At 72.7% G+C, this 12,147-nt stretch carries 12 protein-coding genes; 6 read left to right on the top strand and 6 right to left on the bottom strand.

Annotation, left to right across the window (positions count from 1 at the left end; all coding sequences use genetic code 11):
• The first annotated feature begins 4 nt into the window (after nucleotides 1-4).
• The 3 genes from AB4Z14_RS18595 to AB4Z14_RS18585 all read left to right on the top strand — a co-directional run bounded on the left by AB4Z14_RS18595 (nucleotide 5) and on the right by AB4Z14_RS18585 (nucleotide 1,576).
• Nucleotides 5-487: an acyl-CoA thioesterase gene (locus tag AB4Z14_RS18595; protein ID WP_442276497.1), complete on the top strand. Its 483-nt coding sequence runs from the start codon at nucleotides 5-7 to the stop codon at nucleotides 485-487.
• The gene (locus AB4Z14_RS18590; protein ID WP_442276496.1) at nucleotides 484-954 is read left to right on the top strand and encodes a TY-Chap domain-containing protein; all 471 of its coding nucleotides are present in this window, start codon (nucleotides 484-486) and stop codon (nucleotides 952-954) included. Before AB4Z14_RS18595 ends, AB4Z14_RS18590 begins: the two co-directional genes overlap by 4 nt.
• Nucleotides 955-1,048: 94 nt before the next feature.
• Entirely contained in the window at nucleotides 1,049-1,576 is a 528-nt protein-coding gene (locus AB4Z14_RS18585) for a hypothetical protein (RefSeq protein ID WP_442276495.1), read from the top strand.
• A gap of 68 nt (nucleotides 1,577-1,644) precedes the next feature.
• On the opposite strand, the gene AB4Z14_RS18580 is transcribed toward AB4Z14_RS18585, so the two are convergent.
• Nucleotides 1,645-2,463: an SDR family NAD(P)-dependent oxidoreductase gene (locus AB4Z14_RS18580; RefSeq protein ID WP_442276494.1), complete on the bottom strand. Its 819-nt coding sequence runs from the start codon at nucleotides 2,461-2,463 to the stop codon at nucleotides 1,645-1,647.
• A 10-nt stretch (nucleotides 2,464-2,473) separates the two neighbouring features.
• Entirely contained in the window at nucleotides 2,474-3,445 is a 972-nt protein-coding gene (locus AB4Z14_RS18575; RefSeq protein WP_442276493.1) for an NADPH:quinone oxidoreductase family protein, read from the bottom strand.
• 96 nt (nucleotides 3,446-3,541) lie between these two features.
• On the opposite strand from AB4Z14_RS18575, the gene AB4Z14_RS18570 reads away from it, so the two are divergent.
• Complete coding sequence (locus tag AB4Z14_RS18570) at nucleotides 3,542-3,991, top strand: nitroreductase/quinone reductase family protein (RefSeq protein ID WP_442276492.1); 450 nt, start codon at nucleotides 3,542-3,544, stop codon at nucleotides 3,989-3,991.
• On the opposite strand, the gene AB4Z14_RS18565 is transcribed toward AB4Z14_RS18570, so the two are convergent.
• On the bottom strand, nucleotides 3,939-6,266 hold the full coding sequence (locus AB4Z14_RS18565; protein WP_442276491.1) for a glycoside hydrolase family 3 N-terminal domain-containing protein: 2,328 nt from the start codon (nucleotides 6,264-6,266) through the stop codon (nucleotides 3,939-3,941). The genes AB4Z14_RS18570 and AB4Z14_RS18565 overlap by 53 nt on opposite strands.
• A gap of 39 nt (nucleotides 6,267-6,305) precedes the next feature.
• Here AB4Z14_RS18565 and AB4Z14_RS18560 point away from each other — a divergent pair, with 39 nt between their 5' ends.
• Nucleotides 6,306-7,571 (top strand): DUF4921 family protein, encoded by a 1,266-nt coding sequence (locus AB4Z14_RS18560; protein WP_442276490.1) that lies wholly within the window; start codon nucleotides 6,306-6,308, stop codon nucleotides 7,569-7,571.
• Between the two features lie 15 nt (nucleotides 7,572-7,586).
• Here AB4Z14_RS18560 and AB4Z14_RS18555 read toward each other — a convergent pair whose 3' ends face one another.
• The 3 genes from AB4Z14_RS18555 to AB4Z14_RS18545 form a co-directional block, all read right to left on the bottom strand.
• On the bottom strand, nucleotides 7,587-7,880 hold the full coding sequence (locus tag AB4Z14_RS18555; RefSeq protein ID WP_442276489.1) for a DUF3072 domain-containing protein: 294 nt from the start codon (nucleotides 7,878-7,880) through the stop codon (nucleotides 7,587-7,589).
• A gap of 52 nt (nucleotides 7,881-7,932) precedes the next feature.
• The gene (locus AB4Z14_RS18550; RefSeq protein WP_442276488.1) at nucleotides 7,933-8,439 is read right to left on the bottom strand and encodes a sigma factor; all 507 of its coding nucleotides are present in this window, start codon (nucleotides 8,437-8,439) and stop codon (nucleotides 7,933-7,935) included.
• 153 nt (nucleotides 8,440-8,592) lie between these two features.
• On the bottom strand, nucleotides 8,593-10,041 hold the full coding sequence (locus AB4Z14_RS18545) for a flavin-containing monooxygenase (protein ID WP_442276487.1): 1,449 nt from the start codon (nucleotides 10,039-10,041) through the stop codon (nucleotides 8,593-8,595).
• 76 nt (nucleotides 10,042-10,117) lie between these two features.
• Here AB4Z14_RS18545 and AB4Z14_RS18540 point away from each other — a divergent pair, with 76 nt between their 5' ends.
• Nucleotides 10,118-12,139, top strand: coding sequence for an FAD-dependent oxidoreductase (locus AB4Z14_RS18540; protein ID WP_442276486.1), 2,022 nt, complete (start codon nucleotides 10,118-10,120; stop codon nucleotides 12,137-12,139).
• Nucleotides 12,140-12,147: the final 8 nt, after the last annotated feature.

Raw genomic sequence — 12,147 nt, 5'->3', positions numbered from 1 at the left:
GCGCATGCCCAGCACGCCCGACCCCCGCGAGCTGACGCTCGCCGACTTCCCGGTCCACCGTCCCGTCACGACCCGGTGGAGCGACAACGACATGTACGGCCACCTCAACAACGCCGTCTACTACGAGCTGTTCGACTCGGCGATCAACGGGTGGCAGGCCGAACACGTGGCGGTCGACCCGATGACCGACGCGACCCAGGGCGTCGTGGCCGAGTCGTCGTGCGCCTTCTACGCCGAGGTGGCGTTCCCGGCGCCGCTCGTCGTGGGCGTCCGCGTCGTCCGGCTGGGGCGCAGCAGCGTCACCTACGAGCTCGGCCTCTTCGTCGACCCGGAGCGCAGCGCCGTCGCCGACCCCTCGATCAAGGCCCTGGGGGGCTGGGTGCACGTCGAGATCGACGCCGCGACCCGCCGCCCGACCCCCATCCCCGACCACCTCCGCGCCCTGATGGAGACGGCGGTGGTGTCGCACGAGGGCAGCCCCGCATGAGCGACGGCCCACTCGAGGAGACGTGGGAGTCGTGGACCTCCCGCGTCGCCGCCGACCTCGCGGCGCTCACCGACGACGACTGGCTGACCTTCACCGTCCACGTGGCGTCACGGGCGTCGAGCACGTATGCCGCCGAGCGGGCTCCCCGATCGTGGCGCCGGGGCGGCGCGCGGCCGGCTCCGCAGGCCCGGGTGCCTGACGTCTTCGTCCAGGCGCGGCGACTCGAGGGCGTGCTCGCGCTCGAGTGCATCGGCGACACGGAGTTCGAGGGCCTGACCGACCTGACGCGCGAGGCGCAGGAGGCGCTGGTCGGGCTCGGATGGACGCGCGACGGCGACGAGCCGGAGTTCAGCCGGGCGTTCGACAGCGCAGCCGAGGCGGCGGAGCTGCTCCGCGCGAGCCTCGCGCAGGTGCTGGGTGCCGCCACCCCGGCCGACGTCGACATCCGGCGAGCGCCGCGGCCCTGACCCAAGGTAGGTCGAAGGTGTGCCGCGCACACTGGGTCCAGAGGCGCTTCCGGGCGCCCTGCCACCGTCCGCACACGACAGCGGGAGACCAGCCATGCCACAGACAGGTCGAGCCGGACCGCGGTCGGTGGTGCTCGCCATCGCCCTGGGAACGGCACTGAGCGTGACGCTGGCGCTCGGGGTCTGGGCCTCCTCCGGCGCCTCGCCCGGAACAGCGGCGGCCGTTCCACCCGCCTCGTCGACCGGGACCGACGCGGCCGTGCCGGCCCCGACCTCGCCCGGAGCCGCGGCGCAGCTGCACGGCATGGACCCGGCGGCCGTCGACCAGCTCGCCGCGAGGGAGGAGGCCGCCGCTCGCCAGGGAACCACCCCGTCGAAGGTCGCTGGGGGCACCTGGCTCATCGGAGACGCCGGCACCTATCTCGTCGGCCGCCGGGCCACGGCCGGCACGTACGAGTCGGCGGCCCCGACCGGGGGAAGGACCTGCCGGTGGGCTGTGGTCGGAACCGACGGGGACACCCTCAGGTCCGGCTCCAGCACGAGCCGCAGCGTCGTCACGATCCACACGACCGATGGGTTCTTCCAGACCAAGGACTGTTCGAGCTGGCACAAGGTCTCCTGAGCGACGACCAGACCGCCGGGAGAGCGGTGTCGAGGCCTCGCCCACGGGTGACGCGGCGAGACGGCTGGTCAGCTGCCGGTGGCGACCCGCTTCGCCGCGCGCTTCATGACCGCGGTGTAGGCCGGTCGGGCGAAGCGCTTGGCGCGCCAGGCGACGTGCCCGTCACGGTCGGTGAGGATGACGTCACGGCGGGCGTCGATGCCGCGCACGACGATGGAGGCGATCTCGTCGGCGGTGCGCTTCGAGCCGCTGACCATCTTCTTGCCGGCCTCCTCCATCTCGGTGTCGGCACCCTGGAACGACGAGCCGAGGTTCGTCCGGAAGAACGACGGGCAGATGACCGACACGTCGATGCCGTGCGGCGCGAGCTCGTGCGAGAGCGTCTCGCTCAGGGCGACGACGCCGGCCTTGACGGTGTTGTACGCCGACATGCCGGGGGCGTGGACGAGTCCGGCGAGCGAGGCGGTGTTGACGATGTGGCCGCTGCCCTGCTCCTTGAGGAGCGGGGTGAACGTGCGGCAGCCGCGGACGACGCCGAGCAGGTTGATGTCGACGATCCAGCGCCACTCGTCCATCGTCGCGACGTCGATGCGGCCACCCGCGGCGACGCCGGCGTTGTTGACGAGCAGGTCGAGCCCGCCCCACGTCTCGCGCACGTGGGCGAGCGCCGCGGCCCACGCCTCGTCGCTGCGCACGTCGAGCGGGAGGTATGCCGCCGCCTCCGGGAGCGCATCGGGCCGGTCGGTCTGCACGTCGGTCGCGAGCACGTGGTCGCCGCGGGCGACGAGGGCGCGGACGAGTGCGAGGCCGAGACCTGAGGCACCACCGGTGACGAGCACGCGGCGGGGGGACGTGGGAGCGGAGGCGCGGAGCGAGCGGGACGGCATACGCCCCAACCTACTGGCGGACGGTGAGGGTCACCTTGCCGTGGGCGCGGCGCTCGTCGATCTCCGTGAGCGCCGCCGCGACGTCGTCGAGCCGGTGGCGCGTGCCGATGGGCGGAGCGAGCGCCCCGCTCTCGAGGAGCGGGAGGATCGCGTCCCACTGGGTGCGCAGGTAGGTCGGGTCGGGCATCCAGAAGGCACCCCAGCCGACGCCGACGACGCTGATGTTGTTCAGGAGCAGCCGGTTGACCTTGACCTCGGGGATCTGGCCGGCGGTGAAGCCGATGACGAGCAGGCGGCCCTCGGGCGCGAGGCTGCGGAGGCTGTCGGTGAAGCGGTCGCCGCCCACCGGGTCGACGACGACGTCGACGCCGCGTCCGCCGGTGAGCTCCTTCGCGGCCGCGAGGAAGCCGTCGGCGAGGACGACGTGGTGCGCGCCGGCCGAGCGGGCGGTCTCGATCTTGTCGTCGGACGACACGACGGCGATGACGCGGGCGTCCATGGCACGCGCCAGCTGGATGGCGGCGGTGCCGATGCCGCCCGCGGCGCCGTGGACCAGCACGGTCTCGCCGCGCTCGAGCTGGCCGCGACGGGTCAGGGCGAAGTGGACGGTGAGGTAGTTCATCGGCAGCGCGGCGCCGGTCTCGAACGAGACGGCATCGGGCAGCGCGAAGACCATCGCCTCGGGCACGGCGACCGTCTCGGCGAAGCCGCCGAGCACGGGGAAGGCCGCGACGCGGTCGCCGACGCGGAAGGCGCTGCCCTCGCCGACCTCGCGCACGACGCCCGCGCACTCGGCGCCGGGGACGAACGGCAGCTCCGGGCGCATCTGGTAGAGCCCGCGGCTCATGAGGACGTCGGGGAAGCTGACCCCCGCCTCGTGCACGTCGACGAGGACGTGGCCGGGCGTCAGGGCGGGCTCGTCGACCTCGCCGACCGTGACGGACGACGGCCCGTCGAGGCTCGTGACTCGTGCCGCGCGCATGCTGCTCCTCATCGTCGGGGGATCTCGACCCTAGCCGCCCCCAGGGCCACACTGGACGGGTCGGCCGATGCGTGCCGCAGGACCCAGGAGGCGGCCATGGGCGTGGCCAACCGGATGATGCGTGCCGGCAACGCGGCGCACGTGGCGCTCTACCGTCGCTTCGACGTCGGCTTCCTCCGCTCCGTCCGGGGGATGCCGGTCCTCCTGCTCACCGTGGCCGGTCGGTCGTCCGGCACGCTGCGGACCAGCCCGGTCGGGTACTTCCGCGACGACGGCGCCTACGTCGTCTGCGGGAGCGCCGGCGGCGCCGCCGCGGAGCCGCAGTGGTTCCGCAACCTCCGCCATGCCGACACGGCCGTCATCGAGGTCGGCGACGAGCGGATCGAGGTGGACGTCGCGGTCGCGCGCGGCGCCGAGCGCGACCGTTTGTGGCGTCGCCTGCTCGAGGTCGCGCCGTTCTTCGGCGGCTACGAGGCCAAGGCCGCCGGGCGCGTCATGCCGTTGGCTGCGCTGACCCCGCGAGCGCCGTCGTCCGCGGCGTCCTGATCGTGAAGGATGCCCTGAGCAGGTCGGTGTCGCGCGAGCTCGGTCCCATGCGCAGCTCGAACTCGCCCGGCTCGACGACGCGTCGACCGGCCCCGTCGACGATGGAGCAGGCTGCGGCCGGGACCTCGATGCGGGTGGTCACCGACTCACCCGGCGGGACGGTGACGCGGCGGAACGCCTTGAGCTCCTTGGCTGCCCACGTGACGCTCGTGACGACGTCGGTGATGTAGGCCTGCACGACCTCGTAGGCCGTCCGGTCGCCGGTGTTGGTGAGGGTGACCCCCCCGGCCACGACGTCGTCGGGCGAGACGTCGATGGCGTCGAGGGTCAGGTCGGACCACTCGACGGTCGTGTACGTCAGACCCTCCCCGAAGACGAACTGCGGCTCCTGGGTGAGGTCGGCGTAGCGATGGCCGTGCTGCCCGCGCACCTGGTTGTAGTAGGTCGGCTGCTGCCCGACGTGCCGCGGGATCGAGACGGACAGGCGCCCGGCGGGCTCGATGTGGCCCAGGACGAGCTCGGCGACGGCACGGCCGCCGCGCATGCCGGGGCTGAAGGCCTCGATGACCGCGGCCGCCCGGAGCGCGCTGGGCGGCAGTACGTTGGGCTTGGAGTGCAGCAGCACGACGACGACGGGGATGCCGGTGCCGTCGAGCTGGTCGACGAGCGCGTCGAGCAGGGCGACCTGACCGCCCTGCAGGTCGAGCGTCGCCGTCGAGCAGCCTTCTCCCGTCAGGGCGATCGTGTCACCGAGGACGACGACGGCGAGGTCGGCGGCGCGTGCTGCAGCCAGCGCCTCGGAGAGCTGGGCCGGGTCGACGGGCGCGGGTGCTGAGACCGGCGGACGGGGCTGCCCGTCGGGGAAGAGCCGCCCCTCGGGGTCGGGCACGAGGGTCTCGATCTCGGCGCCCCGAGCATGGGTGACGGCCCAGGTCGACGGGACGACGGCGCGGAAGCCGTCGAGCACGGTCTCGACCGTCTCGCGCGGGTGCCCGTCGGGCATCCAGTCGACCTGGCCGGAGGCCCCGGCCCAGTCGCCGAGGTTGGCCTGCGGGTCGTCGGCGTTCGGCCCGAGGACGGCCACGGTGCGCGGGACGTCCGTGACGGCATACGGAAGCGTGCCGTCGTTGGTGAGGAGCACGAGCGAGCGGCGGGCGACGTCGAGGTTGAGGGCGGCATGCTCGGCGGAGCCGATGACGAGGCGCTGGCGCTCGGTGTCCGGCGGCCGCGGGTTCTCGAAGAGTCCCAGCTCGAGCTTGACGCGCAGCACCCGGCGGGCGGCCTCGTCGATGGCGCGCTCGTCGAGCAGGCCGCGCGCGACGGCCTCCTGGGCGGCCTCGAAGAAGGCCGGGGTCGTCATGACGAGGTCGTTGCCGGCGCGCACAGCGACCGTCGCGGCCTCGACGTCGTCGGCGCAGACCTTCTGCTCCCAGACCATTCGACCGACGTTGTCCCAGTCGGTGACGAGAGTGCCGGTGAAGCCCCACTCCCCCTTGAGCACCTCGTCGAGGAGCCAGCCGTTCGCCGTCACGGGCACGCCGTCGATCGCCTGGTAGCCGAGCATGAAGGTGCGACAACCCTCCTGCACGGCTCGCTCGAAGGGCGGCAGGAACCACGACGTCAGCTTGCGACGGCTGAGGTCCGCCTCGCTGGCGTCGCGGCCGCCCTGGGTCTCGGAGTAGCCGGCGAAGTGCTTGGCGCACGCGAGGACGGCCGTCGGGTCGGTGAGGCCGTCGCCCTGGTAGCCCCGGATCATGGCGGCTCCGAGCTCACCGATGAGGTGCGGGTCCTCGCCGAAGGTCTCGCCGACCCGGCCCCAGCGCAGGTCGCGGGTGATGCAGAGGACGGGCGAGAAGGTCCAGTGGATGCCGGTCGCCGACACCTCGACGGCCGTGACGCGTGCCGCCTGCTCGACGAGGTCGGGATCCCACGAGCAGGCCATCCCGAGCTGGGTCGGGAAGATCGTCGCACCCGGCCAGAAGGAGTGGCCGTGGATGCAGTCGTCGGCGGTGAGGAGCGGGATGCCCAGGCGCGTCCGGGCCGCGAGCTCGATGGCGCGCGGCAGGTCGTCCGGGGAGGTGTGCAGGATCGAGCCGGCCAGCTTCGTGTGGACGATCTCGGTCAGGTCGCCGCGCGCGTCGAGCTGGAGCATCTGGCCGACCTTCTCGGGCAGCGTCATCCGCCCGATGAGGTCGTCGAGGCGCTCCTCCACGGAGAGCGACGGATCGCGGTAGGGAGCGTCGGTGGGGGCAGCGGCGGCAGCATCGTCGGGCACGTCCCGACGCTAGCCGACCGGCAGACCTAGGCTGGCAGGGTGATCGAGCCCCTGACGCGACTGCCCGACGGGACCATCAAGCAGGTCAACCCCTTCACCGGCACGAAGGTGTGGACGTTGCCGGGGCGCGCGGCCCGGCCTCTCGGCATCGCCCGGCCCGACCCGAAGCCCCTCGACCCGGCCGAGCACGAGCGCCACTGCGCCTTCTGCTGGGGCCGGATGATCGAGACGACTCCCGAGATCGCCCGGGTCGTCCGGGACGGGTCGTCGTGGCACGAGGTGCGCGGGCTCGTCGCCGAGCAGCTCCACGACACGGTGCCGGAGCTCCGGCTCTTCCCGAACCTCTTCGAGATCCTCAGCTTCGACTACTGGCACCTCGCCCACGGCTACGAGCCGACGCCCGAGTCGCTCGCGCACCGGACGGCATACCTCTCGACGCCCGCAGGGCGTGCACACGTGACCGCACTGGCGCGCATCCGGATGCTCTCGCGCGGGGCGGCGGGCGCCGGGGCCGAGCCACTCGACGAGGACGACCTCGAGCGCGAGGCCGTCGGCCTCTTCGCCGGCAACCACCAGGTCGTCGTCTCGCGTCGACACTTCGTCGACGGGGCGACGGACGACACCCAGAATGCCGGCGCCGGGACACTCACCCCCGAGGAGCACTGGCAGTACACGCGATTCACGATCGCTGGGGTGCGCGACCTCTACCGGAGCAACCCGCACGCCCGCTACGTCTCGGCGTTCCAGAACTGGCTGCGACCGGCCGGAGCCTCGTTCGACCACCTGCACAAGCAGCTCGTCGCCATCGACGAGCCGGGCGTGGACCTCGAGCGGGAGACCGAGCGGGTGCGGGCCGAGCCGGACCTCTTCGCGCGCTGGGGGCCGCAGTACGCCGAGGCGCAGGGGCTCGTCGTGGCGCGCACCCCCACGGCCATGGCCTTCGCCGGGATCGGCCACCAGTACCCGTCGCTCGTCGTCTACACGTCGAACCCGGCGTGCCGGCCGTGGGAGCTCTCGGACGACGAGGTGCGCGACTTCTCCGACCTCGTGCACGCGTGCCACGCCGCGACGGGCGCCGACGTGCCGACCAACGAGGAATGGCACCACGGCCCCCCGTCGCTCGACCTGCCCGTGCCGCTCCGGGTGGTGCTCAAGTGGCGGGTGTCGACACTTGCCGGCTTCGAGGGCGGCACGAAGATCTACGTCAACACCATCGACCCGTGGGCCGTGCGGGAGCGCACCGTCTCGCGGCTGCGGCAGCTCGCCGCGGACGGTCTCGTCTCGGACCGCCTCGAGATCGCCTGAGGCGGCGCGCTCGGGTCAGACCTCGCTGCCGTGACCCTCGGTGCGCCCGTCGGTGACTCCGCGGCCCGTCACGGACTGGAGGCGGTCGATGTGCTCGGACGCCTGGGCCTTGGTGAGGTCGCCGGGCAACGTCTCGCCGGCCTCACGGGCCAGGGTCTCGAGGTAGCTGCGCTGGGCACCGGTCATGGCCTCGTCGCCCGTGACCCAGTCCTCGGGATCCTTGACCGTCGAGTCGCCAGGGGTTCCGGCGGTCGCGGGGGTGGTGGCGCCGATGACGTCGTCGGTCGAAGATGTGTTCGATTCGCTCATGCCGGGTCCGTACCCGGTCGGTCGCTGCCAGACACAACCCTCGACACGCGAATCAGGCGGCGGCCGGTCCAGGCCGCAGGGTCGCCAAGGCCGCACGGAGGCGCTGGTGGGCCACGTCGACGGAGACGCCGAGCGCTCCGGCGACGTCCGCGACGGCATACGCGTCGAAGTAGCTCAGGCCCAGCGCCTCGTCGCGGGACGTGTCCACCGTGACCGCTTCTCGGGACCGGCTCGGCGTGAGCGGGAGCCGCGTGGAGCGGACGTGGGCCACGGCCCGGCGGTGGGCGACGGACAGGATCCAGGCCAGGGCGCCACTCCCCGACCGGTAGCGGGCGGCGGTGCGCCAGACCTCGACGAAGACCTCACCGCTGACGTGCTCGGCCTGCTCGACGTCGCGGACCACTCGGCTGACGAGGCCGAAGACGCGGGCTGCCGCGAGGTCGTAGAGCCTCGAGAAGGCCGCCTCGTCGCCCTGGCTGGCGCGTGACAGGAGAGGGCCGAGAACGCCGTCGAGCGCAGGAGCGGACTGCGCGCTGTGCTCCTGCCCGTGACCATCCATCGATGCCGCCCGTCCACCTTGCGTCGCCCGATCCTGCACGCCCCGACGGCGCAGGTCCCACTGCCCTTCGACGGTAGACGTACCCGAAGCACCCCTCCGGATGACGAGGTCGGAAGGGGACGGGTGTGGAGGGTGCCGACGGTTGTCGCGCCCTCAGCGGGCGAAGGACATCGCCTCGGTGACGTCGCTGCCCAGCATGTCGCGTCGGTCGAGCAGGTAGTTCTGACGCATCAGCCACGGCGCGCCGTCGCCCTGCTGGGGCAGGTCGTCGGCCGCCCGCTGCACGTAGCCCGACGCGAGCGGCAGCAGCGGCTGTCCCTCCATCCCCTCGGGTGCCCGCGGCGTCGCGCTCCGCCAGGCGTGGTGCTCCATGTGGTTGAGCAGCCGGCACACATAACGGCTCGCGAGGTCGGCCCGCAGCGTCCACGACGCATTGACGTACCCGACGCAGACGGCGAGGTTGGGCACGTCGGCGAACATCAGGCCGCGATAGACCGTGAGATCCCCTGTGGGGCGGGCCTGCCCGTCGACGGTGATCGCGATGCCACCGGCGATCTTGATCCGCAGCCCCGTCGCCGTCACGACGACGTCGGCGTCGAGCTCGCGTCCCGAGTGCAGCCGTATGCCGTGTGGCACCAAGGTCTCGATCGTGTCGGTGACGACGTGGGCGCGTCCACGGCGGACGGCCTCGAAGAGGTCACCGTCCGGGACGACGCACAGGCGCTGGTCCCACGGGTCGTAGGTCGGCGTGAAGTGGTCGCTGACGAGGTCGGTCGAACCGAGCGACTTGGCCGCACCCTTGGACAACAACGACCTCATCACGGCAGGGCGCCGACGGCTCAGCTCGTAGACGCCCATGGTCCCGAGGACGTTCTTGTAGCGAGCAGCCGTCCCCGCGGCCTTCGTCGGGAGCACCCGCTGGAGCACGTCGCGGGCCCGGTCGCGGCGGGGCAGGGACGCGATCCACGTCGGCGTCCGTTGGAGCATCGTCACATCGGCACCGGCCTCGGCGAGCGAGGGCACGAGCGTCACCGCCGTGGCGCCTGACCCGATGACGACGACCGTGCGCCCCGAGACGTCGAGGTCGTCCGGCCAGAACTGCGGGTGCACGACGTCGCCCTCGAACGCGGCGAGGCCGGGCAGCTGCGCGTCGTGGGGCCGGTCGTAGTCGTAGTAGCCGCTGCAGAGGTAGAGGAATCCGCACGTCAGCTGCTCGCGCCCGCCGCCCCTGCGCTCGACCGTGACCGTCCAGCGCGCGTCCTCGCTCGACCAGTCGGCCGCGACGACCCGGTGGCCCAGACGGATCCGCTCCGCGATCCCGTGCTTCTCCGCCGTCCGGCGCAGGTAGTCGAGGATCTTCGGGCCGTCGGCGATGGCGTCGGGGTCGGTCCACGGCTCGAAGGGGAAGCCGAGCGTCATCATGTCCGAGTCGGACCGGACGCCCGGGTAGCGGAAGAGGTCCCACGTGCCACCGAGCGAGTCCCGAGCCTCGAGGATCGCCCACGAGCGGGACGGGCTCATCGTCGACAGGCGGTAGCCGGCGCCGATGCCGGACAGGCCGGCTCCGACGACGAGGACGTCCAGGTGCTCGAGATCGCTCACCTGGCCATTCTCACCCACTGTGACGCAGGCCGCGCGATCGGCTACCGGACGGTAACCAGCGGCTACCCTCGGGCGGGTGACGACGGCATACCCCCACCTGCTCGAACCCCTCGACCTCGGCTTCACGACGCTGCGCAACCGCGTGGTCATGGGCTCGATGCACACCGGCCTCGAGGACCGCGCCAAGGACTTCGACCGCCTCGCGGCCTACTACGCCGAGCGCGCCCGCGGCGGCGTCGGCCTCATCGTCACGGGCGGCTTCGCGCCCAACCTCGCCGGCGCGCTCTACCCGGGTGGCTCCGTCCTCGTCACGAGCCGGCAGGCCCGCCGCCACCGGGTCATCACGAACGCCGTGCACCGCGAGGGCGGCACGATCGCCCTCCAGATCCTGCACGCCGGCCGCTACGCCTACCACCCGCTCGCCGTGTCGGCGTCGGCGCTCAAGTCGCCGATCTCGTCCTTCTCGCCCCGCGCGCTGACCTCGCGCGGCATCCGCAGCACCGTCGACGCGTACGCCCGCTGCGCCCGCCTGGCCCGCGAGGCCGGCTACGACGGCGTCGAGATCATGGGCTCGGAGGGCTACCTGCTCAACCAGTTCCTCGCGCCACGCACCAACCAGCGCACCGACGCGTGGGGCGGCTCGCCGGAGAACCGGCGCCGGCTGCCCGTCGAGGTCGTCCGCGCCGTCCGCGAGGCAGCCGGGGCCGACTTCGTCATCGTCTACCGCCTCTCGATGCTCGACCTCGTGCCCGACGGGCAGTCGTGGGACGAGGTGGTCGCACTCGCCCACGAGGTCGAGGCGGCCGGCGCGACGATCATCAACACGGGCATCGGCTGGCACGAGGCCCGCGTCCCCACGATCGTCACGTCGGTGCCGCGCGGCGCCTTCACCCGCGTCACCGCGAAGCTGCGCCCCGAGGTCACCGTCCCCGTCGTCACGTCCAACCGCATCTCGATGCCCGACCTCGCCGAGCGGGTCATCGCCGACGGCAGCGCCGACCTCGTCTCGATGGCGCGCCCCTTCCTCGCCGACCCCGACTGGGTGTCCAAGGCCGCAGGCGACCGGGCCGACGAGATCAACACGTGCATCGCCTGCAACCAGGCCTGTCTCGACCACACCTTCGCCAAGATGACGGCGACCTGCCTCGTCAACCCGCGCGCCGTCCGCGAGACGACCCTCGTGCTCGCCCCGAGCCGACGCAGCAAGCACGTCGCCGTCGTCGGCGCAGGTCCTGCCGGCCTCGCGACCGCGGTCGCGCTGACCGAGCGCGGCCACCGGGTCGAGCTCTTCGAGGCGGCCGACGACCTCGGCGGCCAGTTCGCCATCGCCATGCGGATCCCCGGCAAGGAGGAGTTCGCCGAGACGATCCGCTACTACCGGAGGCGACTCGAGCTGAGCGGCGTCAAGGTCCACCTCGGTCGCCGCGCCGACGTCGAGGACCTCACCGACTTCGACGAGGTCGTCGTCGCCACCGGGGTGGAGCCCCGCGTGCCCGACGTCCCGGGCGTCGACCACCCGACGGTCGTGACGTATGCCGCCGCCGTCCGCGGCGAGGCACCGCTGGGTCAGCGCGTGGCCGTCATGGGCGCGGGCGGGATCGGCGTCGACGTCAGCGAGTTCCTCACCCACGTCGAGTCGCCGATGACGATCGAGCAGTGGATGGCCGAGTGGGGCGTCGGCGAGCCCGACGCCTCCCGTGGCGGCCTCGTCGAGGCGCACCCGTCACCCTCGCCGCGGGAGGTGCACCTGCTCCAGCGCAAGGCCACCCCCATCGGCAGGGGCCTCGGCAAGACGACCGGCTGGGTGCACCGGGCGGCCCTGAAGGCCAAGGGAGTCCATCACCACGTCGACGTCAACTACGAGCGCATCGACGACGAGGGACTCCACATCACCCACGGCGAGGACCACTCCGACCCGCAGCTTCTCGCCGTCGACACGATCGTGCTCTGCACCGGCCAGGAGTCCGTCAACACGCTAGGTCCCGCGCTCGCCGCCGCCGGGGTCAAGGTGCACGTCATCGGCGGCGCCGACGTCGCGGCCGAGCTCGACGCCAAGCGCGCCATCCGCCAGGGCACCGAGCTCGCGGCGACGATCTAGGCCGCGGG

It is taken from the genome of Terrabacter sp. 2TAF16 (assembly GCF_052115065.1).
Lineage (GTDB): Bacteria > Actinomycetota > Actinomycetes > Actinomycetales > Dermatophilaceae > Terrabacter.
Note: the sequence above shows the minus strand (reverse complement) of the source record. Positions and strands in the feature narration are given on the sequence as shown.

Coding starts and splice junctions, on each gene's coding strand:
- AB4Z14_RS18595 (WP_442276497.1), top strand. CDS start 5: ATGCCCAGCACGCCCGACCCCCGCGAGCTGACGCTCGCCGACTTCCCG.
- AB4Z14_RS18590 (WP_442276496.1), top strand. CDS start 484: ATGAGCGACGGCCCACTCGAGGAGACGTGGGAGTCGTGGACCTCCCGC.
- AB4Z14_RS18585 (WP_442276495.1), top strand. CDS start 1,049: ATGCCACAGACAGGTCGAGCCGGACCGCGGTCGGTGGTGCTCGCCATC.
- AB4Z14_RS18580 (WP_442276494.1), bottom strand. CDS start 2,463: ATGCCGTCCCGCTCGCTCCGCGCCTCCGCTCCCACGTCCCCCCGCCGC.
- AB4Z14_RS18575 (WP_442276493.1), bottom strand. CDS start 3,445: ATGCGCGCGGCACGAGTCACGAGCCTCGACGGGCCGTCGTCCGTCACG.
- AB4Z14_RS18570 (WP_442276492.1), top strand. CDS start 3,542: ATGGGCGTGGCCAACCGGATGATGCGTGCCGGCAACGCGGCGCACGTG.
- AB4Z14_RS18555 (WP_442276489.1), bottom strand. CDS start 7,880: ATGAGCGAATCGAACACATCTTCGACCGACGACGTCATCGGCGCCACC.
- AB4Z14_RS18550 (WP_442276488.1), bottom strand. CDS start 8,439: ATGGATGGTCACGGGCAGGAGCACAGCGCGCAGTCCGCTCCTGCGCTC.